The organism is Hansschlegelia beijingensis (genome assembly GCF_014196425.1).
Classification (GTDB): Bacteria; Pseudomonadota; Alphaproteobacteria; order Rhizobiales; family Methylopilaceae; genus Methylopila; species Methylopila beijingensis.
Genome location: NZ_JACIDR010000005.1, coordinates 88,433 through 110,884, shown reverse-complemented (window position 1 = coordinate 110,884; position 22,452 = coordinate 88,433). Strand labels below are relative to the sequence as shown.

23 protein-coding genes are annotated in these 22,452 nt (G+C 69.2%); 10 read left to right on the top strand and 13 right to left on the bottom strand.

Annotated elements, in window-relative coordinates; genetic code table 11:
- Nucleotides 1-22: 22 nt before the first annotated feature.
- Together GGR24_RS14720 and GGR24_RS14715 are read right to left on the bottom strand one after the other, a co-directional pair.
- On the bottom strand, nt 23-1,036 hold the full coding sequence (locus tag GGR24_RS14720) for a tripartite tricarboxylate transporter substrate binding protein (protein WP_183396135.1): 1,014 nt from the start codon (nt 1,034-1,036) through the stop codon (nt 23-25).
- Between the two features lie 71 nt (nt 1,037-1,107).
- Nucleotides 1,108-2,619 carry a tripartite tricarboxylate transporter permease gene (locus GGR24_RS14715; RefSeq protein ID WP_183396134.1) on the bottom strand — a complete coding sequence of 504 codons (1,512 nt, stop codon included), beginning with the start codon at nt 2,617-2,619 and terminating at the stop codon, nt 1,108-1,110.
- Nucleotides 2,620-3,302: 683 nt separating this feature from the next.
- Between GGR24_RS14715 and GGR24_RS14710 the strand changes: the two genes are divergently transcribed.
- Nucleotides 3,303-3,719: a (R)-mandelonitrile lyase gene (locus tag GGR24_RS14710; RefSeq protein WP_183396133.1), complete on the top strand. Its 417-nt coding sequence runs from the start codon at nt 3,303-3,305 to the stop codon at nt 3,717-3,719.
- Nucleotides 3,720-3,743: 24 nt separating this feature from the next.
- Here the strand turns inward: GGR24_RS14710 and msrA are convergent, their stop codons facing one another.
- Nucleotides 3,744-4,268 (bottom strand): peptide-methionine (S)-S-oxide reductase MsrA, encoded by a 525-nt coding sequence (gene msrA / locus GGR24_RS14705; protein ID WP_183396132.1) that lies wholly within the window; start codon nt 4,266-4,268, stop codon nt 3,744-3,746.
- A 103-nt stretch (nt 4,269-4,371) separates the two neighbouring features.
- Between msrA and tmpT the strand changes: the two genes are divergently transcribed.
- The gene (gene tmpT / locus GGR24_RS14700) at nt 4,372-5,004 is read left to right on the top strand and encodes a thiopurine S-methyltransferase (protein WP_183396131.1); all 633 of its coding nucleotides are present in this window, start codon (nt 4,372-4,374) and stop codon (nt 5,002-5,004) included.
- Here the strand turns inward: tmpT and GGR24_RS14695 are convergent.
- The 5 genes from GGR24_RS14695 to GGR24_RS14675 form a co-directional block, all read right to left on the bottom strand.
- A complete protein-coding gene (locus GGR24_RS14695) occupies nt 5,001-6,530 on the bottom strand; it encodes a malonate--CoA ligase (RefSeq protein ID WP_183396130.1) in 1,530 nt (509 codons plus the stop codon). The two genes, tmpT and GGR24_RS14695, sit on opposite strands and share 4 nt — an antisense overlap.
- A complete protein-coding gene (locus GGR24_RS14690) occupies nt 6,527-7,903 on the bottom strand; it encodes a malonyl-CoA decarboxylase (protein WP_183396129.1) in 1,377 nt (458 codons plus the stop codon). The genes GGR24_RS14695 and GGR24_RS14690 overlap by 4 nt, the downstream gene beginning before the upstream one ends.
- Entirely contained in the window at nt 7,900-9,216 is a 1,317-nt protein-coding gene (locus GGR24_RS14685; protein ID WP_183396128.1) for a TRAP transporter large permease, read from the bottom strand. The genes GGR24_RS14690 and GGR24_RS14685 overlap by 4 nt, the downstream gene beginning before the upstream one ends.
- Nucleotides 9,213-9,776, bottom strand: a complete 564-nt coding sequence (locus GGR24_RS14680) for a TRAP transporter small permease subunit (protein ID WP_183396127.1) — start codon at nt 9,774-9,776, stop codon at nt 9,213-9,215. Before GGR24_RS14680 ends, GGR24_RS14685 begins: the two co-directional genes overlap by 4 nt.
- A gap of 65 nt (nt 9,777-9,841) precedes the next feature.
- Nucleotides 9,842-10,849 carry a TRAP transporter substrate-binding protein gene (locus GGR24_RS14675; protein WP_183396126.1) on the bottom strand — a complete coding sequence of 336 codons (1,008 nt, stop codon included), beginning with the start codon at nt 10,847-10,849 and terminating at the stop codon, nt 9,842-9,844.
- A gap of 133 nt (nt 10,850-10,982) precedes the next feature.
- Here GGR24_RS14675 and GGR24_RS14670 point away from each other — a divergent pair, with 133 nt between their 5' ends.
- On the top strand, nt 10,983-11,642 hold the full coding sequence (locus GGR24_RS14670; RefSeq protein WP_183396125.1) for a GntR family transcriptional regulator: 660 nt from the start codon (nt 10,983-10,985) through the stop codon (nt 11,640-11,642).
- Here the strand turns inward: GGR24_RS14670 and GGR24_RS14665 are convergent.
- Nucleotides 11,639-12,364 carry a spermidine synthase gene (locus GGR24_RS14665; protein ID WP_183396124.1) on the bottom strand — a complete coding sequence of 242 codons (726 nt, stop codon included), beginning with the start codon at nt 12,362-12,364 and terminating at the stop codon, nt 11,639-11,641. The two genes, GGR24_RS14670 and GGR24_RS14665, sit on opposite strands and share 4 nt — an antisense overlap.
- Before the next feature lie 222 nt (nt 12,365-12,586).
- On the opposite strand from GGR24_RS14665, the gene GGR24_RS14660 reads away from it, so the two are divergent.
- Both GGR24_RS14660 and GGR24_RS14655 read left to right on the top strand, forming a co-directional pair.
- Nucleotides 12,587-13,621: a catalase family peroxidase gene (locus GGR24_RS14660; protein ID WP_183396123.1), complete on the top strand. Its 1,035-nt coding sequence runs from the start codon at nt 12,587-12,589 to the stop codon at nt 13,619-13,621.
- Complete coding sequence (locus tag GGR24_RS14655) at nt 13,621-14,187, top strand: cytochrome b (protein ID WP_183396122.1); 567 nt, start codon at nt 13,621-13,623, stop codon at nt 14,185-14,187. The genes GGR24_RS14660 and GGR24_RS14655 overlap by 1 nt, the downstream gene beginning before the upstream one ends.
- Nucleotides 14,188-14,223: 36 nt before the next feature.
- Here the strand turns inward: GGR24_RS14655 and GGR24_RS14650 are convergent, their stop codons facing one another.
- The 3 genes from GGR24_RS14650 to GGR24_RS14640 all read right to left on the bottom strand — a co-directional run bounded on the left by GGR24_RS14650 (nt 14,224) and on the right by GGR24_RS14640 (nt 16,514).
- A complete protein-coding gene (locus tag GGR24_RS14650; RefSeq protein ID WP_343066263.1) occupies nt 14,224-14,811 on the bottom strand; it encodes a DUF1989 domain-containing protein in 588 nt (195 codons plus the stop codon).
- A complete protein-coding gene (gene gntA, locus GGR24_RS14645) occupies nt 14,808-15,491 on the bottom strand; it encodes a guanitoxin biosynthesis heme-dependent pre-guanitoxin N-hydroxylase GntA (protein ID WP_183396120.1) in 684 nt (227 codons plus the stop codon). Before gntA ends, GGR24_RS14650 begins: the two co-directional genes overlap by 4 nt.
- A gap of 150 nt (nt 15,492-15,641) precedes the next feature.
- Complete coding sequence (locus GGR24_RS14640; protein WP_183396119.1) at nt 15,642-16,514, bottom strand: LysR family transcriptional regulator; 873 nt, start codon at nt 16,512-16,514, stop codon at nt 15,642-15,644.
- A gap of 165 nt (nt 16,515-16,679) precedes the next feature.
- On the opposite strand from GGR24_RS14640, the gene GGR24_RS14635 reads away from it, so the two are divergent.
- The 5 genes from GGR24_RS14635 to GGR24_RS14615 all read left to right on the top strand — a co-directional run bounded on the left by GGR24_RS14635 (nt 16,680) and on the right by GGR24_RS14615 (nt 21,307).
- Nucleotides 16,680-17,531, top strand: a complete 852-nt coding sequence (locus GGR24_RS14635) for an oxidoreductase (RefSeq protein WP_183396118.1) — start codon at nt 16,680-16,682, stop codon at nt 17,529-17,531.
- Nucleotides 17,528-17,827: an EthD family reductase gene (locus tag GGR24_RS14630; protein WP_183396117.1), complete on the top strand. Its 300-nt coding sequence runs from the start codon at nt 17,528-17,530 to the stop codon at nt 17,825-17,827. Before GGR24_RS14635 ends, GGR24_RS14630 begins: the two co-directional genes overlap by 4 nt.
- A 23-nt stretch (nt 17,828-17,850) precedes the next feature.
- On the top strand, nt 17,851-18,843 hold the full coding sequence (locus tag GGR24_RS14625; protein WP_281375396.1) for an alpha/beta fold hydrolase: 993 nt from the start codon (nt 17,851-17,853) through the stop codon (nt 18,841-18,843).
- 177 nt (nt 18,844-19,020) lie between these two features.
- Nucleotides 19,021-19,926: an aldo/keto reductase gene (locus GGR24_RS14620; protein ID WP_183396116.1), complete on the top strand. Its 906-nt coding sequence runs from the start codon at nt 19,021-19,023 to the stop codon at nt 19,924-19,926.
- 34 nt (nt 19,927-19,960) lie between these two features.
- Entirely contained in the window at nt 19,961-21,307 is a 1,347-nt protein-coding gene (locus tag GGR24_RS14615) for an NTP/NDP exchange transporter (protein ID WP_183396115.1), read from the top strand.
- A 30-nt stretch (nt 21,308-21,337) separates the two neighbouring features.
- Here the strand turns inward: GGR24_RS14615 and GGR24_RS14610 are convergent, their stop codons facing one another.
- Nucleotides 21,338-22,366, bottom strand: coding sequence for a substrate-binding domain-containing protein (locus GGR24_RS14610; protein ID WP_183396114.1), 1,029 nt, complete (start codon nt 22,364-22,366; stop codon nt 21,338-21,340).
- Nucleotides 22,367-22,452: the final 86 nt, after the last annotated feature.

The following is a 22,452-nucleotide window of genomic DNA, read 5'->3' as shown; positions in this document are numbered from 1 at the left end:
GTCTCCGCTCAGTCGTATCGGGTCACTGCGCCTGCGCGAGGAAGCCGGCTTCCTGCATCAGCTCGCGGTGCTTCTTCTCGGCTTCCGTGAGCCAGGCCTCGAACTCCGCCCCGCTCATCGTGGTCTCGTTGAACGCGCCCTTGTCCATGAAGGCCTTCCAGTCTTCGGTCGCCATCACCTTCTTGAACAGGTCGACATAGAAGGCGACCTGCTCGTCGGTCGCGCCGCTCGTCGTGAAGATGCCGCGCAGCATCTGGTACTCGACCGGAAGCCCCGCCTCGGTGCAGGTCGGGATGTCGCTCCAGGCCATGTCCTCGGTGATCTTGCCCGTGTGGGTCGAGCGCTTGGAGTCGAAGATGCACAGCGGCTTGAGCTGCTTGCCGCGCCACTGCGCGACCGCCTCGATCGGGTTGTTCACGCTCGAGTCGACGTGCCCGCCGACGAGCTGGACCGCGACCTTTCCGCCGCCGTCATACGGGATGTAGGTGAACTTCTTGCCGTCGGTGTGCCGCTCGATCGCGGCGGTGATGATCTGATCTTCCTGCTTGGAGCCGGTGCCGCCCATCTTGAACTGGCGGTCGGGCGCGGCCTTCACGGCGTCGATATAGGCCTTGGCGTCCGGATAGTTCTTCTCGGCGTTGGTCCACAGCACGAACTGGTCGAGCGCCAGCATCGAGACCGGCTTCATGTCCTTCCAGTTGAAGGGGGCGCCGGTGCCCATCGGGGTCGTGAACAGGTTCGACAGGGTGATGATGATCTTGTGCGGATCCCGCGCCGAGGCCTTCATCTCCAGGAAGCCTTCGGCCCCTGCGCCGCCGCCCTTGTTGAGCACGACGACGGGCTTGTTCATCAGGTTGTTCTTCTGGATCACGCCCTGGATGAAGCGCGCCATCTGGTCCGCGCCGCCGCCGGTGCCGGCCGGGATGACGAAGGTGACGGCCTTTGTGGGCTCCCAGGCGGCCGCCGCAGGGCCGGCCGCGAGGCCGAGCGCGGCGCCGAGCACCAGGGCGGAGGCTTTCAGAGAACGAACGGACATCTCATTTCTCCTGCATCGCCGCTTGTGGTCGCGGCTTGTCTCGACACGACGCGCGCAGTTCGGCCGGGCCCTCACGCGGGCGTCGCGACCGCTCCGCCTCTCCATTTTTCAAGAACCGTCTGGACCAGCGGCCAGAACGCGAGCACCAGGCCGAGCGTCATGATCCCGCCGCACAGCCAGTTCGACCAGAACACCGTGACGTCGCCCTGCGAACTCAGCATCGCCTGACGGAAGGAGCTCTCCGCCTGGTCGCCGAGCACCAGCGCGAGGACGAGCGGCGGCAGCGGGTAGCCGAGCTTGGTGAACAGGTAGCCCATCACGCCGAACACCAGCATCATCCAGACATCGAACATCGCGTTGTTCACCGTGTAGGCGCCGATGGCGCAGATCACGACGATCACGGGAGCGATGATCGAGAACGGCACGCGCAGGATGGCGGCGAAGAACGGCACGCAGGTCAGCACCAGCACCAGGCCGACGAGGTTGCCCATGTACATCGAGGCGATCAGGCCCCAGACGAACTCCTTCTGCTCGACGAACATGAGCGGCCCGGGCTGCAGACCCCAGATCAGCAGGCCGCCCAGCAGCACGGCGGCGGTCGGCGAGCCCGGGATGCCGAGCGTGAGCATCGGCAGCAGCGCGGAGGTGCCGGCGGCGTGGGCGGCCGTCTCGGGCGCCACGACGCCTTCCAGCTCGCCCTTGCCGAAGTTCCGGCCGTTCTTCGAGAAGCGCTTGGCGAGGCCGTAGCCCATGAAGGAGGCCGGCGTGGCGCCGCCCGGCGTGATGCCCATCCAGCAGCCGACGATGCAGCTGCGCAGGAAGGTGAAGGTCATCCGCGGCAGTTGCCGCCAGGTGCGGATCACCGCGTCCATCTTCAGCTTGGCGTGCGCGCCGCGGAAGCTCAGCCCTTCCTCCATCGAGGACAGGATCTCGCCGATGCCGAACAGGCCGATGACCGCGACCAGGAACTTGAAGCCGTTCAGCAGCTCCTCATGGCCGAAGGTCAGCCGCAGCGTGCCGGTGACGCCGTCGAGTCCCACCGAGGCCAGCGCGAAGCCGAGGCACATCGAGGCGAGGGTCTTGAAGGGCGAGCCGCGCCCCATGCCGAGGAAGCTCGCGAATGTCAGGAACTGGACCGCGAAGAACTCCGCCGGCCCGAAGCGCAGCGCGAACTTGGCGATCATCGGCGCGAGGAAGGTGATCAGGATAACGGCGAAGATCGCGCCGACGAAGGAGGAGGTGAAGGCGCCGACCAGCGCCTCGTCGGCCTTGCCGCGCATCGCCATGGGGTGGCCGTCGAAGGTCGTCGCCACCGACCATGGTTCGCCGGGTATGTTGAACAGGATCGCCGTGATCGCGCCGCCGAACAGCGCGCCCCAGTAGATGCTGCTCAGCATGATGATCGCCGAGGTCGGCTCCATCGAGAAGGTGAGGGGCAGCAGGATCGCGACGCCGTTCGCGCCGCCAAGTCCCGGCAACACGCCGATGATCACGCCGAGCACGATGCCGACGACCATCAGCATCATGTTGTACGGCGTGATGGCGACTGCGAAGCCGCCGAGCAGCGCGCTGATTTCCTCCATGCGGGTCCCCCGACCTTCTATTGCGGGGCCTGCCCGCCGCCCGAATCCGCCGCCAGGTATGCCAGATGGCGACGAATTGTTGTCCGACGCCGCGAGGACTGCCGCCACTAACCTTTTGTCTTAGTACTTACGAGTGTTCGGTCGATCACTACTACGGAAACACTTCTTCCGGCATGGTTATTCGCTCCGGCGCTGTACGCGCCGGAGGGCAGGAAGGGTCGCGATGGCGTCCCACAGCGGGTGGAAGCGCGGGCACGCCGCACCGCCTCACTTTTCTGTGTGGTGGCGCTGTGGCGCCCCCGCGCACGGCTTTGGAAGCGCTCCGTCAGGCGAAGGCCGCTCTTCTCCCTCCCCGGCAGAGGGGAGGGCAGGCGGGCGAAGCCCGGCCGGATGGGGTGTCTTCAGACGGAGCCGCCCGAACGCGCGCGTCGTGCCCGCGCCTTCGCGCGGGTATCCACGACTTGCTCTCAAGCGTGACGGGGAAGGACGTCGTGGATGCCCGCAAGCGGACATGACGATTTGCGCTTCACGCCCAAGGCCCACGTGGCCTCGGCCTTGCTGCCGAGGCCACCCTCCCCACGGCTTCGCCTCGTGGAGGGAGAAGAGGCCTCATGTCCGCGCTCCGCGCGCCTTTGTCCGGCGCAGCGCCGCGCGATAGATTTGCCGGCCCAGCGGAGAAGGCCATGAACATCCAGCGCAACGGAACGATCGCCGCGACGGCGGGTTCGCCGGACTACTTCACCGGAGCCGTCCGGATCGAGGGCCGCTTCCAGGCGCCCGCGCCGGCGCGGGTCTCGGCCGCCACCGTCAGCTTCGAGCCCGGCGCCCGCACCGCCTGGCACACCCATCCGCTCGGCCAGACCCTGATCGTCGTCTCCGGGCTCGGCTGGGCGCAGCGCGAGGGCGGGCCGGTGGAGGAGATCCGGCCCGGCGACGTGGTGTGGTTCGCGCCCGGAGAAAAGCATTGGCACGGCGCGACCGCGACCAGCGCCATGAGCCACGTCGCGGTCGGCGAGGCGCAGGACGGCAAGGTCGTCGACTGGCTCGAGCAGGTGGCCGACGAGGATTACGCGCGCGGTCCGGAGAGCCCGCGGGGCTGAGCGGGGCAGAGACCCGCCCGCCGTTCAGCCCGCGCGGCGGACCTCCTCGCGCGCCGGCAGGCGCCAGTTCGGCCGGATGAAGTGGCAGGTGTAGCCGGCCGGGAAGCGCTCCAGATAATTCTGGTGCTCCGGCTCGGCCTCCCAGAACGGACCTGCGGGCGCGACCTCCGTCACGACCTTGCCGGGCCACAGGCCCGAGGCGTCGACATCCGCGATGGTCTCCTCCGCGACGCGCTTCTGTTCCTCGTCGAGATAGAAGATCGCGGACCGGTAGCTCAGGCCGAGATCGTTGCCCTGCCGGTTCCTGGTGGTGGGGTCGTGGATCTGGAAGAAGAACTCCAGCATCCGCCTGAAGCTCGTGACGGCGGGGTCGAACACGATCTCGATCGCCTCGGCGTGGGTGCCGTGGTTGCGGTAGGTGGCGTTCGGGACGTCGCCGCCGGTGTAGCCGACCCGGGTGGCGACCACCCCCGGCTGCTTGCGGATCAGGTCCTGCATCCCCCAGAAACATCCGCCTGCGAGGATCGCGCGTTCTGTGGCAGTGGTCATCGCCGGCTCCTCGGGTTGATCGGTGAGCCCAATATCGGGCGGCGCCTGCGGTTTTTCAAAAGACGCGCGTTGTCAGGGCGCGCATGAGGGCAGGGAGGATGCGGTGGAGGCGGATTTCTGGCGCCGGCGGTGGCGCGACAACGCGATCGGGTTCCACCGCTCCTCACCCAACCCGCTGCTGCTCAGGAATTTCGCGGCGCTTGGCGTGGAGCCGGGGGCGCGGCTGCTCCTGCCGCTGTGCGGCAAGACCCTCGACATCCACTGGCTGCTCGCCAACGGCTACCCCGTGGTCGGCGTGGAGCTGGTCGAGACCGCTGTGGAGCAGCTGTTCGCGGAGCTCGGCGTCGAGCCGGCGATCGAGCCCGCCGGGCCGCTGAGGCGCTACAGCGCGCCGGGCGTGGACGTGTTCGTCGGCGACATTTTCGCGCTGACCGGCGAGGCGCTCGGCTCGGTGGAGGCCGTCTATGACCGCGCGGCCCTGGTGGCTCTGCCGCGGGCCGACCGCGCCCGCTACGCCGCGCATGTCACCGCGATCGCCAGAGGCGCGCCGCAGCTGCTCGTGACCTTCGTGTATGACCAGACGCGCGCGGACGGGCCGCCCTTCTCGGTCGACGAGCAGGAGGTGAGGGCGCTCTACGGCGGGTCCTACGGCGTCACGCTGCTCGAGTGCGCGGAGGACCCCGCCGGCATGAAGGGCAAGTGCCCGGCGACCGAGAAGGTCTGGCTGCTGAGCTAGCCGCCAATCGCCCTTGGTCTGGCGTAAAGGTCGGCGTAGCGGTCGCGCAGCACGTTCTTCTGGACCTTGCCCATCGTGTTGCGGGGCAGCTCGTCCACGAACATCACCCGCTTCGGCTGCTTGTAGCGCGCGAGCCGTCCCTCGAGCGCCGCGAGCACGCCGCTCTCGTCGACCGCATGCCCCTGGACTGGGACGACGACCGCCGTGACGCCTTCGCCGAAGTCCGGATGCGGAACCCCGATCACGGCGCTCTCCACCACGCCGGGCAACTGGTCGATCTCGAGCTCGACCTCCTTCGGATAGATGTTGTAGCCGCCGGAGATCACGAGGTCCTTGCCGCGACCGACGATCCAGACATAGCCGCGCTCGTCGATCCGGCCGAGATCGCCGGTGATGAAGAAGCCGTCGGGGCGGAACTCGGCCCGGGTTTTCTCCGGCATGCGCCAGTAACCCTTGAAGACGTTGGGCCCCTTCACCTCGATCATGCCGACCTCGCCGTCGGGGAGCGGGGCGCCGCTCTCGGGGTCCGCCACCCTGAGCGAGACGCCCGGCAGCGGGAAGCCGACCGCCCCCGCGACCCGCTCGCCGTCATAGGGGTTCGAGGTGATCATGTTGGTCTCGGTCATGCCGTACCGCTCGAGGATCTTCTGCCCGGTCCGCTCCTCGAACGCCCGGTGGGTCTCGGCGAGCAGGGGCGCCGACCCGGAGACGAACAGGCGCATGCCGGCCGTCGCCTCCCGGGTCAGGCCGGGCTGCTGGAGCAGGCGCACGTAGAAGGTGGGCACCCCCATCAGCACGGTCGCGCGCGGCATCGCGGCGATCACGGATGCGGCGTCGAAGCGCGGCATGAAGATCATCGAGGCGCCGGCCGCCAGCACGATGTTGGTCGCGACGAACAGCCCGTGCGTGTGGAAGATCGGCAGAGCGTGGATCAGCCGGTCCTCGCGCGAGAACCGCCACAGATCCTTCAGGGTGAGCGCATTCGACAGCAGATTGTCGTGGCTCAGCATCGCGCCCTTGGAGCGACCGGTGGTGCCGGAGGTGTAAAGGATCGCCGCGAGGTCGTCCGGCCCGCGCGCGACGTCCTCGAAGCGGTCGGAGGCGTGGGCTGCCGCCGTCAGCAGCGATCCCCCGCCGTCGGCCGACAGCGTCTCGAGCCTCGCCCGGTGTTTCGCCGCGACCGGCGCCAGCGCCTGCTCGGCCGCCGGGTCGACGACCAGCACGCGCGGCTCGGCGTCGCCAACGAAATAATCGAGCTCCGTCTGGGTGTAGCCGGTGTTGAGCGGCAGGTAGACGGCGCCCGCCCGCACGCAGGCGAGATAGAGGGTCAGCGCCTCCGCGCTCTTCTCGACCTGCACGGCCACCCGCTCCCCGGGCGCGACGCCCATCGCGACGAGCGCGTTGGCGAGCCGGGCCGAGCGGGCGAACAGGTCCGCATAGCTCCAGTCGCCGCGCGGCGTCTCGAGGAACAGCGTGGACGGATCCGGGGCCGCCGCCCGGATGGCGTCAAACAGCCAGTTGCTCATGCGGCGTGCTCCGGCCGCACGGAGCGCGGCTGCGACGCCCTGGTCGTCGGCGCGAGCCGCTGGACCGCGGGCGAGGCGATCACCTCGCCGCGGCCGATGAAGGCCTCGTGGTTCTTCTCGATGTCGGACAGGTCGTAGAGATAGTTCACCATCATGCCATGCGCCTGGCGGAGGCCGCGGGGAGAGCGGTCTCCGAGAAAGTTGATGCGTTCGAGCCGCGCGCCGTTGCCGAGGTGGAAACGGGCCACGGGGTCGGCCGCGAGCCCGGCCGGGTTCCTCGCGCGGAGCAGATAGGTCGCGGCCGCCCGGCAGAGCGCCGGCTGCAGCTCCTCGACGGCGTCCGGGTTCCTGTCCCACGCGGGATCGTCGAGCGGCGCGAGCTGCGCGCGTTCGGCGGGGTCCAGCAGGTCCGGCCGCTCCGCCGCGCGCTGCCGCGCCAGCCACGCCGCGAAGCCCGGCATCGGCGACAGCGTCACGAAGGTCGAGAGCTTCGGGAGGTCGCGGCGCAGATCCGCCACGACCTGCTTGATCAGGAAGTTGCCGAACGAGACGCCGCGCAGCCCCTCCTGGCAGTTCGAGATCGAGTAGAACACCGCCGTGGTGGCGTCCTCGGCGCGGATCTGCGCGCGGTCCTCGTCGAGCACGTCGCTGATGGTGGCGGCGATCGACGTGGTGAGCGCGACCTCGACGAAGATCAGCGGCTCGTCCGGCAGGCGCGGGTGGAAGAAGGCGAAGCAGCGCCGGTCCACCGGCTGCACCCGGCGGCGCAGCTCATCCCAGTCCTTGATCTCGTGGACCGCCTCGTAGCGGATGATCTTCTCCAGAACATTCGCGGGCGTCGCCCAGTCGACCGGCTTCAGGACCAGGAAGCCGCGGTTGAACCACGAGCCGAACAGATGCGCGAAGTCGGCGTCCACGGCGGCGAGCTCCGGGCGCTCCGGCAGCATCCTGAGAAGCGCCTCGCGCATTCGCACGAGCTGGCCGACGCCTTCCGGCGCGAGGTTGAGACGCCGGATGATCTCCTGCCGGCGCGGCTCGGCGGCGGCGTGCAAGGCCCGCACCGTGTCCGCCGACGGCTTCGCGCGGTGGGCGTCGATCGCGGCGTCGAGCCGGCTCTCGTCCGCGCCGAAGCGCTCGAGCAGCATCGTCATGAACGCCGCCTGTTCGGGCCCGTCGAGCGATCGCCAGCGCTCCAGGATCAGGCTCGCGAGCGCCATGCCCGAGGCCTCGCCGTTGCCGCCCAGCAGGCGCTCGCAGAGCTGCTCGAGCGAGGGGCGCGGCGCGTCGCCGCCGAACGGGGCGAGCGCCAGCAGCTGCCGGCCGCGCTCCGTGATGGTCTGCAACATGTCGCCGAAGAAGGATGCGCCGCTCATGTGGCCGCCCCCATCATCTGGTTCGGAAGCCAGGTGGCGATCTCCGGGAAGATGCAGAGGATCAGGATCGCCAGGAACATCACCAGCACATAGGGCAGGGAGCCCCAGAGGATGTCCCGCGTCGGCACCTGCGGGGCGATCGCGTTGATGACGAACAGGTTGAGCCCGACCGGCGGGGTGATCAGCCCGACCTCCATGTTGATCGTCAGCACGATGGCGAACCAGTAGGGATCGAAACCGGCCTGGGTGACGATCGGGAACAACAGCGGCGCCGACATCACGATCACCGCGACCGGCGGCAGGAACATGCCGGCGACCAGCAGGAAGAGGTTGATGACCGCCATCAGGACCCAGCGGTTCACCTCCAGCGAGGCGATCGCGCTCGCGACCGTCTGCGTCACGAACAGCGACGACAGCGCGAAGCTGAACAGCTCGGCGGCGGCCATGATCATCATGATCATGACGCTCTCGCGCATCGCGGAGCCGAAGATCCCCGCGATCGGTCTGAAGCGGAACAGCCGGTAGGCGATGACCACGACGAGCAGGGTCAGCAGCGCGCCGGCGCCGGCCGCCTCCGAGGGCGTGGCGATGCCGCCGTAGAGCACATAGAGCGTGCCCGCGATGATCAGCAGGAAGGGCCCGATCCGCGGCAGCGTCTCGAGCTTCTGCGCGAGCGTGTAGCGCATCGCGCGCGCGCCGAACTCGAAGCCCTTCCGCTTGGCGTCGAACACCGCCCAGACCATGAACATCGCGGTCAGCATGATCCCCGGGAGCACGCCGGCCATGAACAGCCGGCCGATCGAGGTCTCGGTGGAGATGCCGTAGACGATCAGCGTCACGGAGGGCGGGATCAGGATGCCGAGCGTGCCGCCGGCGGCGATCGAGCCGGTCGCGACCGAGGCCGGATAGCCCCGGTTCATCATCTCCGGGATGCCCATCTTGCCGATCGCCGCGCAGGTCGCGGGCGAGGAGCCGGTCATCCCCGAGAAGATCGCGCAGGCGCCGATGTTGGACAGCACGAGGCCGCCCGGCACCCGGTTCAGCCAGCGGTCGAGCGAGGCGTAGAGGTCGCCGCCGGCGGGCGAGGAGGCGACCGCCGCGCCCATCAGCACGAACATCGGGATCGACACGTAGGCGAGGTTGGCGATGCCGGCGAACATCGTCTCCGACAGCACGTAGAAGATCGGAAATCCGCCTTGCAGGACGAGCGCGCCGACGGCAGCGAGGCCGAGCGCGAAGGCGATCGGCATCCCGGTGGCGAGCAGGGCGAACAGGCCGCCCACGAGCAGCAGTCCGGAGCTGACGGGGCTCATCGCGCGGTCTCCTCGAGAGCGTGAGGCGCGACCGCGTGGGCCATCGCGATGTGCTCGGCCGCCGGGTCGGCTTGCAGCGGCTCGCGCAGCATCACGAGGATCTGCGCGACATACTGGAGGCAGAGCATCCCGAAGCCGACCGGCAGCGCCGACAGCGGGATCCACAGCCGCGGCGCCCAGACGCTCGAATGCTTCCAGCCGGCCGACCAGGCCTCTTCGAAATTGATGTAGCTCGCCGCCAGCATGGCGGCGCAGAAGGCGAGCCCGCACAGCGCCCCGATGATCCTGAGCACGCGCCGCGGCCTCGGCTTCAGCAGGAGCTCGACCACATCGACCCCGACATGGCCGTTCTTGAGCAGGACGTAGGGCGCGCCGAGGAAGACCGAGGCCGTCGCCGCGAAGATCACGAAGTCGGTCTGCCAGATCGTCGCCGCGCGGAAGACGTAGCGCACCAGGATCATCTCGCAGACCACCAGCATGGCGGCGATCAGCAACAGGGTGGCGACGATCGCGAGCAGCCGCGACAGCGCGCCGACAGCGGACACAAAGGCGGAGATCATGCGGGCGCCCCGGGCCGGAGGGTGGGAGGCGGGCGGCGCTTCCGCCGCCCGCCGATGCGGCGCGGTTACTTGACCGCGAGGGCCTTCTCGATCAGCTCGCCGCCGCCCGGCACGTCGTTGGCGAACTTGTCGTAGGCGGAGCTCTTCGCGACCGCGAGCCAGGCGTCGTAGTCGCCCTTCGACATCTCGACGACCTGGACGTTCGCCTTCTTGTAGGCGTCGATCATCTTCTGGTCGCCCTTGCGGATCTCGGCGTCGAAGAACGCCTCGGACTTCTTGCCCGCCGCCAGGATCGCCGCGCGCTGCGGCTCGGTGAGCCCCTCGAACACGCGCTTCGACATCAGCACCGGCTCATACATGAACCAGAGCGCGTTCTCGCCCGGCGCCGTCAGGCACTTGCCCTGCTCGAACAGGCGATAGGACACGAGGCTCGCGGAAGACGTGTTGGCTGCGTCGAGCACGCCGGTCTGCATGCCGGTGTAGATCTCGGAGGATGGCATCGAGGAGATCGACGCGCCGGCCGCGGCGAGCATCTGCTCGAAGGCGGGGCCGGCCGCGCGCACCACCTGACCCTTGATGCTCTCGGGCGAGGTGATGCAGTCCTTCTTGGACACGAAGCCGCCGGACAGCCAGGCGTCGGCGATCACCACCACGCCGGCGTCGGAGATCAGCTTCTTGATGTCGGCCATGAAGGGCGAGTCATTGAGCCGCTTCGCCCGGTCGAGATTGCCCACGAGCCCTGGCATCAGGGTCGCGGAGAACTGCGGCACCTTGCCGGAGGCGTAGTCGAGCGGGAAGGACGACATGTCCAGCAGGCCGCGCGCCAGCGCGTTCCACTGGTCGTTCGGCTTGTAGAGCGACGAGCCCGGGAAGACCTGGATCTTCAGGCCGACATTGGCCGCCTCGACCTCTCGCGCGATGATCTGGACCATCTCGTCGCGGACGTCGCCCTTGCCGCCCGGAAACTGGTGCGAGGCCTTGAGGACCGTGTCGGCCTGCGCCGCGGGTCCTGCGAGCGAGATGAATGCGGCCGCGCATGCGCCGGCCAGCAGAGTGAGACCTGCTCTTCCCATCGTTCCCTCCTGCGCCGGCCATGTGTCTGGCCGTTCCCGCGAAGGTTGCGCCGCGATCGTCGACGCTGTCAAACCGTCTGCGCGCAAACTCCGAAGCCGTGTATACAAGAGCTGGGTGAGCGCGGAGCCCGGCATGGCCGACAATGCGGTGCGCAAGGTGCGCGACGATATCGAGAACGGCATCGTGGCCGGCGAGTTCGCGCCTGGCTCGCGGCTCGACGAGGTCACGCTGTCGAAGCGTTTCGGGGTGTCGCGCACGCCGGTGCGCGAGGCGCTGATGCAGCTCAGCGCCACGGGCGCGGTGGAGCTCCGGCCGCGCCGCGGCGCGATCGTGGTCGATCACAGCCCGCAGCGCGTCTACGAGATGTTCGAGGTGATGGCCGAGCTCGAGGGGCTGGCCGGCTCGCTCGCGGCCCGGCGCTGCACGGCGTCCGACCGGGCGGCGCTGAGCGCGGCCCATGAGCGCTGCCGCGCCTCGGCCGAGGCCGGCGGCACGGACGCCTACTATTACGACAATGAGGAGTTCCACCACGCGATCTACGCGGCGAGCCACAGCGGCTTCCTGGCCGAGCAGTGCGGCGCGCTGCATCGCCGCCTGCGCCCCTATCGCCGCCTGCAGCTTCGCGTGCAGAACCGCCTGAGGGCGTCGTTCGACGAACACGAGCAGATCGTGAAGGCGATCCTCGCCGGCGACGAGGAGGCCGCCCGCGCCCGGCTGCGCGCCCACGTGGTGGTGCAGGGCGACCGGTTCGGCGACCTGCTCTCCGCCTTCGCGGAGCGCGCGCGGCCCTAGGGGCGCGCCGGCGGGCTCCGGCGGGGCTTCGACTTGCCCGGCCGGCCCTCGGGGGCCTTGGTCGCGAGCCAGATCACGTGGCGGGCGCCCTTGCCGGGGCGGTGGGCGCGGACGCGGACCTCCTCCACCGAGAGGCCCGACTTGAACAGCCGCCCGCCGAACGCCCTGTCCGGCCCCTGCGACCACACCGCGAGCACGCCCCCGCCCTTCAGCGCCCCACGGGCCTCGCCGAGCCCTTCGGGGCCGTACAGCCCGTCATTCGCAGCGCTGGTCATGGCCTCGGGGCCGTTGTCGACGTCGAGCAGGATGGCGTCGTACTCGCCACGCGCCGCGCAGATCACGGCGCCGACATCCTCTTCGACGATCGTGACCCTCGGGTCGTCGAGGCTGTCGCCGAACAGCTCGGCCATCGGCCCGCGGGCCCAGGCGACGACCGCCGGAACCAGCTCGGCCACCACGACGGAGGAGCCGGGCGGCAGCGCCTCCAGCGCCGCGCGAAGCGTGAACCCCATGCCGAGGCCGCCGATCAGGAGCCGCGGCCGCGGCCGGTCCCTGATCCGCTCGCAAGCAAGCGTCGCGAGCGCCTTCTCGGAGCCGCTGAGGCGGCTGTTCATCAGCTCGGCGCCGCCGATCTTGATCGAGAACTCGTCGCCTCGCCGGGAGAGCTTGAGCTCGCCGCCGCCCGGCGCCTGCGCGGTGTCCAGGTGAATCCATGGGATCATGGGCGTTTCGGGGCTCGGCGCATCCTGCCGCGCCGGGAATGCGGCGCTCGGGGGCCACCGCTTAGGATCGAAGACCATGCGCGGTCAAATCAGGCGGCCCCGCTGCGGCGATTTGGTTTCGACAGACCGTAACGACGCCCGGACCCCCTCCGTAGACGCCCGGTGACACGCCGGGCGCCACGCCCTTGCAAGCCCGCCTCACCTGGGACAGGGGGAACTCCATTGGCAGAGACACGCCGCCCACGCTCATTGCTCGTATCGCTCGCGGCGATCGCCCTCGTGGTCGGCGGAAGCGCCGCCGCCTTCGCCTATACGGCCGGATGGCTTTCGCCCGGCCGGCTGACGCCGGACAAGGTGGTGGACGCCTTCGCGCCGCCCGGCGGCCCGGCGCTCGGCCATCGCCGCAACCATGCCAAGGGCATATGTTTCACCGGCTTCTTCGAGGCGAACGGCGCCGGCGCGGAGCTTTCCAGGGCGAAGGTCTTCGAGGCCGGCCGTTATCCGATCGTCGGCCGCTTCAACTTCGGCACGCCGGATCCGCACGCCCCCGACGCCAGCGCGCGCGTGCGCGGCTTCAGCGTCAGGATCCAGACGCCGGACGGGCAGGAATGGCGCAGCGCCATGATCAGCGCGCCGTTCTTCCCGGTCTCGACGCCGCAGGACTTCTACCAGCTGCTGAAGCTGCTGGCCGCCAAGGACCCCGAGCAGGTGAAGGCCTTCGCCGGCGCCCATCCCCGGTTCGCGGCGTTCGGCGCCTGGACCAAGTCCGCGCCATGGACCGGGAGCTACGCCGAGGAGCGCTATAACGGGCTGAACAGCTTCATCTTCACCGATGCGGGCGGCAAGGACCACGCCGTGCGCTGGTCGTTGATCCCCGAAGCGACGCCGACGCCGGCGCCTGCGGAGGAACTCGCCAAGCGCGGGCCGGACTTTCTGGAGCAGGAGATCGCGCAGCGCATCGCGGCCGCGCCCGCGCGCTGGAAGCTGGTAGTCACGGTGGCCGGCCCCGGCGATCCGGCCGCTGATCCGAGCCAACCCTGGCCCGAGGGCCGCCGGACCGTGGAGGCGGGCACGCTCGTCGCCGACAAGGTCGAGCAGGAGGTCGACGGCCCGTGCCGCGACGTGAACTTCGACCCGACCGTCCTGCCCGACGGCATTCGCACGTCGGACGATCCGTTCCCGGCCGCGCGATCGGCGGCCTACGCGGTCTCCTTCGATCGCCGCACCGCCGAAGCCAAGAACTACGGAGCGCAGTGATGAGCGCGATCGCCGAACCGAACGCCGTCTCCGTCGCCACGGGCCGCTTCACGCCGCTGCAGCGCCTGCTTCACTGGCTGATGGCGATCGGCATCCTGTCCATGCTGTTCATCGGCGTCGGCATGGTGTCGACCGTCTCGCAGGCGCATCTCACGCTGGTGTCGATCCACAAGCCGCTCGGGATCGCGCTGCTCCTCCTCGTGATCCTCCGCGTCGGGGTCCGCCTCTCCCGCGGCGCGCCGGCGCTCCCAGCCGACCTGCCGGAGCCGATGAAGCTCGCGGCCCGGCTCTCGCACGTCGTCCTCTACGCCCTGATGATCGCAATGCCGCTGATCGGCTGGGCGATGCTGTCGGCGGCCGATTATCCGGTGACGCTGTGGAGCGGCTTCAATCTGCCGCCGATCGTGTCGCCCAGCCGCGAGCTGCACGCGGCCTTGTGGAACGCGCACCGCACGCTGGCCTTCGTGCTGTTCGCGCTGGTGCTGCTCCACCTCGCGGCGGCGCTGTTCCATGCGCTGGTGCGGCGCGACGGCGTGTTCCAGCAGATGGCCGGCGGCAGGAGCTGAGCGGCCAGAGCGCAGGCGGCCCATCGCCGCCCGCGCTCATCCGTCGATGCGGTAGTGGATCGGCTTGAACGCGTAGTTGTTGGACTGCTCGGCCGAGCAGGCGGTCAGGCCCACGACGAGGTCCATCTCCGCCCGGAGCACGATCCGGTCGCCCGCCTTGCTCTTCGGCGGCAGCACCTTCAGCTCGCCGGTCGTCCCGTTCACGTCGACATGCATGAAGATGTTGAACGCGATCGGGATGCGGTCCGGGCCGATCCCCCATGGCTCGAGCGCGGCCACCAGATTGCCGTGGCAGCCGCGGTGCGGATGCTCATGGCCGTAGATGATGCGAAAAGTGTCGGCGCTGCACGGCGTCAGCAGGAAATCATGGCGGCCGACCGTGTCCTCGACGATCTCCAGCATGATCCGGCTGCGGTTGGAATAGAGGGGGTCGCCGGTCGTCAGGAAGATCCGCGAGGCGTAGTCCAGCGAGCGGCCGGACGAAATCGCCTCGTCGAGGTCCTCGCGCGCGAAGGCGACCAGATCCGAGACCTGCTCGCCTTCCGGATCGATCACCGTCAGCGTCTGTCCACGCGTGAGTTCGAACGCGGCGCCGGAGCGCGGCGGAATGATCTGGAGGCTCACGCCGCGTCCTTGCGTCCGGAGGGCTGGAAGGGGCAGCGCCACGCGCCGCCGACGCGTCGGCCGCTGTACTGGCGCGCCTCGCTGCTGTCGCCGAAGTCAGCGAGCATCGGGTTCGGCGCGCCGTCGAGCGCGGTGTCGCGCTTGCGGATCGCCGCCTGAAGGGCCTCGTAGCGCCCGTCCTCCCGCAGCTTGCGGAACTGGTCGTGGAGGTTGAACACCAGCGTCGGCCGCTCGAACCGCCGCGCCGCCCGGCTCGCGCCGTCATGCAGCCCGATGACGAAGCAGGCCTCCTGCTTCAGGCTGAAGGCGAAAGCGGACGACTCCGGGTCCCTGGAGACCCGGCTATCCCATTGGTAGCTCCTGGCGTCCAGCCGGTGCAGCGCGTCGAGGCGCGCCCAAAGCGCTGTCTCGAACGCCGTTTCGGACAGGCCGAGCGGACCGTCGAAGGTCGCGACGAAGGTCGCGAACATCGGGGTTTCCTCTCCGTACCAGTCGATGAAGTCGTAGAGCTCGCGCAGAAGATCCTCGTCGTCCTCGCCGCTCAGGAAGTCACGTCCGACCCAGAAACGCGTCTGATCGCGTTTCAGCGCAGATTTGGCGCCGACACAGGGGAAATCACTCTTTTCGACGAAGTCCCGAAACTGCTCCACCGGGCGGGGAGCCGACGCAACATCCAGCATGCGAAGCCCTTGACTCGTGGACTCCGCCAACGGGCCGCGCGGGGATTCGTTCCGCAGGAGGTGCGGTGATGCGGTCGGACAAGAATGGGCTGGCCGGGGCAGACGAACCGCCGCCGCGAATCCTTAAGAACGCGCGGCCCATGACGGTCCTCAGTCCTCCCGGTCAAAGCGTGTCTTCGCGATGTCATCCGTCACTGCGGTGATGAAGGCGCGCAAGCGATTTAGCCGCTTCAGATCACGATGATATCCCATCCAGATCTCACGGGCCGGCGGCTCTTCCGGCAGGTTCAGCCGACGCAGGTCGGCCATCTGGTCGCCGACGGGCCTCGGCAGGACGGCGATGCCGACGCCTTGCGCGCTCATTCGCCCCTGCACGTTGCGATTGTTCGACCGGAGGATCGGCCTGGCGTTCGGAAAACACTTTCCGAGCCATGCGATGTCCGGGAATTGGCCTGTCGACGTGTCGTGGGTGATGAGCCGGAAGCCTGCGCCGTCTCCGAACACGGGCTCTGGCGCGTCCGCCGCGATATAGACCCCGTAGGGCAGACGCATCAGCCGGCGCTGCACGACGTCGGGCGCGTCGAACGGAACGATCCGGAAGGCGATGTCGGCCTCCCGCTGCGCCAGGCTGAACAGGCGGGTGCCGGTCAGGATCTCGAGATCAACGTCCGGATAGGCCTTGGCGTAACGGTCGATGATCGGCGGCAAGACATAGGCGCCGAACCAGTCGGCCGAGGATATGCGCAGGCTGCCCTGCAGCTTCTGCTCCTGCCCTGCGAGGCGCCTTTGCATGGCGAGGGCGCCTTCCTCCATCTGCTCGGCCAGCGGGATGATGGCGGCGCCTTCTTCGGTCGGCACGAAGCCGTCGGCCGTTCTCTGAAACAGCGTCTGCCCGGTGGCCTCCTCGAGCGCCCTGAGGCGCCTGCCGACGGTTGGATGGCTCAGTCGGAGCGCACGCGCGGCGCCCCCCAGGGTGCCTGACCGCGCGATCGCGAGGAACACCCGAACGTCGCTCCACTCCATGCGAGCCCCCCACGAAACTGAACGGAGATCGTACGGCATCGTCAGTTATCGAACAAATCTAGGCGCCTAGCTTCCTCCGCAGCGGCGGCTCGACATCGCGGGTCGTCCGGACGGGAGCCGGAGCGGTCCAGCGCTCGCCCCCACAGCAATGGAATGGAGAGCGCCATGAAGACATGGCTGATCACAGGGTGTTCGACTGGCCTGGGCAGGCAGCTCGCCCAGGCGGTCGCCGGCCGGGGCGACCGTCTGGTCGCCACCGCGCGCAACGCCGAGACGTTGAGAGAGCTCTGCGAGAGCTATCCCGACACGGTGCGGGCCGTCTCCCTCGACGTCACGCGCCCTGGCGACGCCGCAGCCGCGGTCGCGCTGGCCGAGAGCGCGTTCGGGGGCCTCGACGTCCTCGTCAACAACGCCGGCTTCGGCTTTATCGGGGCGATCGAGGAAACCGAGCCGAGCGAATACCGCCCGGTGTTCGAGGCGAATGTCTTCGGCCTGATCGAGACGACCCGCGCGGCCTTGCCCGCGCTCCGCAGGAGGCGGGGCGCCTGCGTCGTCAATCTCTCCTCCGGAGCGGGCATCGCCGGCGCCGCCGGCTCCGGCTTCTACAATGCGACCAAGTTCGCCGTGGAGGGCCTGTCCGAAGCGCTGGCGCAGGAACTCCGCCCCCTGGGGCTGAACGTGATCATCGTCGAGCCCGGCCCGTTCCGCACCGAGTTCCTGGGCCGTTCGCTGGCCGTCGCGGCGCGCGAAATCCCCGCCTATGAAGAGACGTCGGGCAGGCGGCGGCAGTACCGCCAGACCAATGACGGCAGGCAGGCCGGCGACCCCGCCAAGGCGGTCGCCGTGATGCTGCAGGCGATCGACGCGGAGCGCCCGCCGCTGCACTTCCCGATCGGGCCCGTCGCGCACCGGATCGCGGAGACGAAGCTGGAGGCCTTCCGGGCCGACATCGACGCCTGGCGCGCCCTGTCCATCGCGACCGACTTCGACGCGCCGAGCCGGCGAGCCGCGTCATGATCACCATGTACGTGACCTATGCGGGCGACGCCGAAACGCCGTTCGATCGCGCGCACTGGATCAGCGTCCATCTGCCGCTCGTGCAGGAATGCTGGGGCCCCTACGGGCTCGAGCGCGTCGCCGGCTTTTTCCCGCAGGGTATCGGGGGCGGGCTGATTGCGATCGCGACCTGCGACTTCCGGGACCGGGCCGCGATGGATGCGGCGCTCGCATCGCCCGGCACGGCCCGGGTGATGGCCGACGTCGATCTCGTCACCCCCGTCAAGCCGCAGCGCAGCGTGGCCGTCCCGCTCTGAAGACCTGTTGAAAGGATCAGGACATGATTTCCTCCATCTTCAAACGCGTGGCGCTGGCCTTTGTGCTTATGAGCGCGCATCAGACCGCGCCGCAGGCCGCCGCTTCGGAGCCCGTCGAGCGCGCGCAGCCCGCGGCCGAGGAGTTTCCCTTGCCCGAGGGGTTCACCTCGGGCTTCCGGGAGGTGGACGGGGTGAAGCTTCACTACGTCCAGGGCGGGTCGGGCCCGCTCGTCCTGCTGGTCCACGGCTTTGGACAGGCATGGTACGAATGGCGCCAGCTCATGCCCCTGCTGGCGAAGACGCACGCTGTCGTCGCCGTGGATCTGCCCGCGCTCGGTCTGTCGGAGCCGCCGAAATCCTATGCCGGGCAGGACGTCGCGGTGCTGCTCCACAAGTTCGCCAAGAGCTTCAGCCCGAGCGAGCCTTTCGATCTGGTCGCGCACGACATCGGCATCTGGAACACCTTTCCCATGGCCGTGCAGCATCAAGGCGACATTCGCCGGCTCGTCTACATGGAGGCGCCGATACCCGATCAGCGGCTCTACCAGTTTCCCGCCTTCACGCCCGAAGGTGAGTCGCTGGTCTGGCACTTCAGCTTCTTCGCGGCCGGAGATCTGTTGCCCGAGCGATTGGTGAGCGGAAAGGAGCGCTTCTTCCTTGAGCACTTCATAAGCCAGCACGCCACGAACAAGGATGCGTTCACGCCGGAGCTTTTCGATCTCTACGGCCGCTCCTACGCGAAGCCGCGGACGCTTCATGGAAGCTTCGAATACTACCGCGCGCTCAACGAGACGGCGCGCCGCAACGCGCCGCTCGCCGCCACGAAGCTGACCATGCCGGTGCTCGCGATCGGCGGGGGCGGCCATGGCGGACTGGGAGCGTTGCAGGGCGAGCAGACCCGCGAATACGCCAAGAATGTGCGCGCGGAGGTCCTGCCCGGCTGCGGCCACTGGCTGCCGGAGGAGTGCGGCGGGACGCTCAACCCGATGGTCGTCGGATTCCTGACGGCGAACTGACGCCTTACGCTTGGCGGTCCCGGAGGCCGGACGAGGGCGCGGCGGGGGCGAGGAGGCCGGCCGGCCGCGTTCGCGACGCGGGCCTCATCATGAAGTGAACGGCGTCCCGACGTCATCGCGCCGCCGCCGCCCTAGGTGTCGGCGGCGGATCGTGAAGCTTCGGAAGGAGGCGGACGGATGATGACCAGGCGCTACGTTCTGCAGGCGGGGGCGGCCGGCGCGGCGCTGCTGGCCGCAGGCCCTGTTTTCGCGGAGGCTGCGATGGAGATGCGGGCGATCCCCTCCACGGGCGAGAAGATCCCGGTGATCGGCATGGGCACCTCCGGCAGCTTCGAGGTCGAGGCCGCATCGGACGAATACAAGCAGCTTCAGGAGGTTGTCCGGGTTTTCTTCGCCGGCGGCGGAACCGTCATCGACACCGCGCCGACCTACTCCAACGCGGAGGACATCCTGGGCGCGATCCTGGCCGAGCAGGGGCTGCGGCCGAAATGCTGGCTCGCCACCAAGCTTTCCGGCGTCAGGGGACGTGACGAAGGGCTGGAGCAGTTCGAATCCACGCTGAAGCGGCTGAAGACCGACAAGGTCGAGCTGCTGCAGGTCCACAATCTGCGCGACGTCGACACCCAGCTGGCTCTCGCGCGCGAGCTCAAGAAGGAGGGCAAGGTCCGCTATGTCGGCCTGACGCACTACCTCGAGTCCGCGCAGGACGAGCTTGCGGAGCTGGTGCGCCGGCACAAGCCGGACTTCCTCCAGATCAACTATTCCGTCGGGGCCCGGGGCGCGGAGAAGCGCGTCCTGCCCGAGGCGCGCGAGCTCGGCGTCGCGGTGATGATCAACCGCGCCTTCGAGGACGGCAGGCTGTTCGCGCGGGTGAAGGGCAAGGAGCTGCCCGCCTGGGCCAAGGAGGTCGGGATCACGTCTTGGGCCCAGGCCTTCCTGAAGTTCGCGCTCAGCGACCCAGCGGTGACGGTCGTCATCCCGGCGACCGGCAAGCCGAACCGGCAGGCCGACAATCTGCAGGCGGGCAGGGGGCCGACGCTGGACGCGCAGCAGCGCCAGTCGCTGATCGAGGCGGTGGGTTGATCCCGAGGCCGCGCGGCGTCGCGGCGGCGATGCAATGACGGCGGAAGCCGCGCCTGAGGCGCGCAACCGGTTCGCGCGCTTCATCGAGGTGCGGCCGGGCGAGGGCGCGCTCGTCGTCTGGGGCGGGCTCTACATCTTCGCCCTGATGACGGCCTATTACGTGTTGCGGCCGATCCGCGACAACATGGGCGTCGAGGGCGGGATCGAGAACCTGCCCTGGCTGTTCACCGCGACCCTCGTGGTGATGGTCGCGATCAACCCGCTCTACGCCTCGCTGGTCCGGGCGCTGCCGAGCCGGGTGTTCATCCCGATCGTCTATCTGTTCTTCGCCGCCAATCTCGGCGTGTTCGGCGCTCTGATGACGCGCACCACCGGCGAGGCGCATCTTTGGCTCGGCCGCGCCTTCTTCATCTGGCTGTCGGTGTTCAACCTGTTCGTGGTGTCCGTGTTCTGGACGCTGATGGTCGATCTGCTCGACTCGGCCCAGGCGAAGCGGCTGTTCGGGCTGTTTTCGGCCGCCGCCACCCTCGGCGCGACGCTCGGCTCGACCATCGCGGCGAGCCTCGCCAGGACGCTCAGCCCCGGCATGATGCTTCTGATCGCGGCCCTGCTGCTGGTCTTCGCCGCGGCCTGCGTGCTGCGGATCTTCCGCCTCGCGCGCGATCTGCCGGAGAAGCCGCGGGCCGCGATCGAGTCGAAGCCGATCGGCGGCGGGGTGCTGGCGGGCCTCGCGCATGTCGCGCGCTCGCCCTACCTGATCAATATCGGCCTCTACATCCTGCTCTACGCCACGACGTCGACCTTCCTGTATTTCCAGCAGGCGGCGCTCGCGAAGGCTTACTTCGCCGACAGCGGCAGCCGCACGGCCTTCTTCGCCTCCGTGGATCTCGCGGTGAACGTGCTGACGCTCGCGGTCCAGCTGTTCCTGACGGCGCGCGTCCTGCAGACATTCGGAACGGCGCGCGCCGCGGCCTTCCTGCCGCTGCTCACGCTGATCGGCTTCGCGATCTTCGCGATCTGGCCGACGATCGGCGTGCTGGTGGTCTTCCAGGTGTTGCGGCGCGTCGGCAATTTCGGCCTCGCCAAGCCGACGCGCGAAGTGCTGTTCACGGTGCTCGACCGTGAGGACAAGTACAAGGCGAAGAACGTCGTCGACACGGTGGTCTACCGGCTCGGCGACCAGGTCGGCAGCTGGTCCTACGCCCTGCTCGCGCTGATGGGGCTCGGGACCGTCGGCGTGTCTGTCGCGGCGGTCCCGATCGCCGCGCTCTGGCTCGCCAATGGCTGGTGGCTCGGGAGCCGCCACGACGCGCTGGCCGCGGAACGCGGCCGCGACGCCGACGAGCCGGAGTCGCAGGGAGCCCGGGTCCTCGTCACCTAGGCGGCGGCGCGACGGGAGGCGCCGCCTGGTTCATCCCGCCGGTGGCGGCGTCCGGTAGCCCGGCGTCGCCGCCGCTCTTTCTGAGAGCTCGGCGACAAGCTCGTCCAGCGCGTCTTCCGGCAGGGAGGCGATGCTGGCGAGATAGTAGGTCTCCCAGCCGAGCGGCAGGAACTCCAGTCCGAAACGCTCCGCCGCGCTGCGCGCCGCCAGGCCTGCGTCGGCGGCGCCCGAGGCGATCACCGCCGCCACCGCGTAGTGGGTGAACTCCTCCAGCTCATAGCCCGCGATATCGGCGGGCTTGAGTCCTGCGTCCGCCAGCATCTGGTCGAACCAGATCCGCGTTCCGGAGCCGGGCTGGCGGTTGACGTACCGCACGCGCCCTCCGGCGAGATCGGCGAGCCCGGCGACCCCCAGCGGGTTGCCGCGCGCGAGCAGCAGGCCCTGCTCCCGCAGGAACAGCGGACGCACCACGAAGCCCGGGTTCTTCATGATGTCGGCGAAGGGCGGCCCGGCCTCGGCGGGCTCGACCGGGCCGAAGTGGAATCCCGCGGCGTCGGCGCGCCCCTGCACGAGCCGCGTGAGCGCTTCGCCGCTCCCCACCACCGCCACGTCCGAGAGTCCGAGGCGCGAGAGCGCCTCCATGAACAGGAGGTCGTGGCTGACGGCGAATGTCAGTTGTTGCGTCCCCTCGGCAAGGACGCCCGCAATGCTCCGGCTCAAGGCCCGTGTCTCGCGCGCGAGCGGCGCCTCGAGCGCGGAGGCGGCGCGGGCGAGCGCCTCGTGCAGAGCCCTGCCGACGTCGGTCAATCCGGTGCCGTGACCGCGGATCTTCTTGACCAGCGGTCGGCCGGCCGCGGCCTCGCATTCCTTCAGCCGCGCCCACGCGGCCCGGTAGGACAAGCCCTGCCATTCGGCGACGCCCTGCACCGACCCGGTGGCCATGACGGCGTCGAGAAGGTCCTTCAGCTCGGCGATCGCGATCCGCTGTCCGCCGATCCTGATGGCGCCGCCGAGATGGAGGGCCACCGACACGGACGCCGCATCGGATGTCTTCTTCATATTGAGCCGCCCGTAACGTTCGATTAGGTGCTTTTGGTGGTTAAGCTGCTCGCGTTGCCGAGCAATGAAGACCGGGCGGAAACGCG

Excerpts from the sequence above, each read along its gene's own strand:
- GGR24_RS14630 (WP_183396117.1), top strand. The coding sequence starts at position 17,528 with ATGATCACCATGTACGTGACCTATGCGGGCGACGCCGAAACGCCGTTC.
- GGR24_RS14635 (WP_183396118.1), top strand. The coding sequence starts at position 16,680 with ATGAAGACATGGCTGATCACAGGGTGTTCGACTGGCCTGGGCAGGCAG.
- GGR24_RS14675 (WP_183396126.1), bottom strand. The coding sequence starts at position 10,849 with ATGGGAAGAGCAGGTCTCACTCTGCTGGCCGGCGCATGCGCGGCCGCA.
- GGR24_RS14710 (WP_183396133.1), top strand. The coding sequence starts at position 3,303 with ATGAACATCCAGCGCAACGGAACGATCGCCGCGACGGCGGGTTCGCCG.
- GGR24_RS14695 (WP_183396130.1), bottom strand. The coding sequence starts at position 6,530 with ATGAGCAACTGGCTGTTTGACGCCATCCGGGCGGCGGCCCCGGATCCG.
- gntA (WP_183396120.1), bottom strand. The coding sequence starts at position 15,491 with ATGCTGGATGTTGCGTCGGCTCCCCGCCCGGTGGAGCAGTTTCGGGAC.
- GGR24_RS14670 (WP_183396125.1), top strand. The coding sequence starts at position 10,983 with ATGGCCGACAATGCGGTGCGCAAGGTGCGCGACGATATCGAGAACGGC.
- GGR24_RS14690 (WP_183396129.1), bottom strand. The coding sequence starts at position 7,903 with ATGAGCGGCGCATCCTTCTTCGGCGACATGTTGCAGACCATCACGGAG.
- GGR24_RS14720 (WP_183396135.1), bottom strand. The coding sequence starts at position 1,036 with ATGTCCGTTCGTTCTCTGAAAGCCTCCGCCCTGGTGCTCGGCGCCGCG.
- GGR24_RS14610 (WP_183396114.1), bottom strand. The coding sequence starts at position 22,366 with ATGAAGAAGACATCCGATGCGGCGTCCGTGTCGGTGGCCCTCCATCTC.
- GGR24_RS14665 (WP_183396124.1), bottom strand. The coding sequence starts at position 12,364 with ATGATCCCATGGATTCACCTGGACACCGCGCAGGCGCCGGGCGGCGGC.
- GGR24_RS14680 (WP_183396127.1), bottom strand. The coding sequence starts at position 9,776 with ATGATCTCCGCCTTTGTGTCCGCTGTCGGCGCGCTGTCGCGGCTGCTC.
- GGR24_RS14620 (WP_183396116.1), top strand. The coding sequence starts at position 19,021 with ATGATGACCAGGCGCTACGTTCTGCAGGCGGGGGCGGCCGGCGCGGCG.
- GGR24_RS14655 (WP_183396122.1), top strand. The coding sequence starts at position 13,621 with ATGAGCGCGATCGCCGAACCGAACGCCGTCTCCGTCGCCACGGGCCGC.
- GGR24_RS14685 (WP_183396128.1), bottom strand. The coding sequence starts at position 9,216 with ATGAGCCCCGTCAGCTCCGGACTGCTGCTCGTGGGCGGCCTGTTCGCC.
- GGR24_RS14640 (WP_183396119.1), bottom strand. The coding sequence starts at position 16,514 with ATGGAGTGGAGCGACGTTCGGGTGTTCCTCGCGATCGCGCGGTCAGGC.
- GGR24_RS14615 (WP_183396115.1), top strand. The coding sequence starts at position 19,961 with ATGACGGCGGAAGCCGCGCCTGAGGCGCGCAACCGGTTCGCGCGCTTC.
- msrA (WP_183396132.1), bottom strand. The coding sequence starts at position 4,268 with ATGACCACTGCCACAGAACGCGCGATCCTCGCAGGCGGATGTTTCTGG.
- GGR24_RS14715 (WP_183396134.1), bottom strand. The coding sequence starts at position 2,619 with ATGGAGGAAATCAGCGCGCTGCTCGGCGGCTTCGCAGTCGCCATCACG.
- GGR24_RS14625 (WP_281375396.1), top strand. The coding sequence starts at position 17,851 with ATGATTTCCTCCATCTTCAAACGCGTGGCGCTGGCCTTTGTGCTTATG.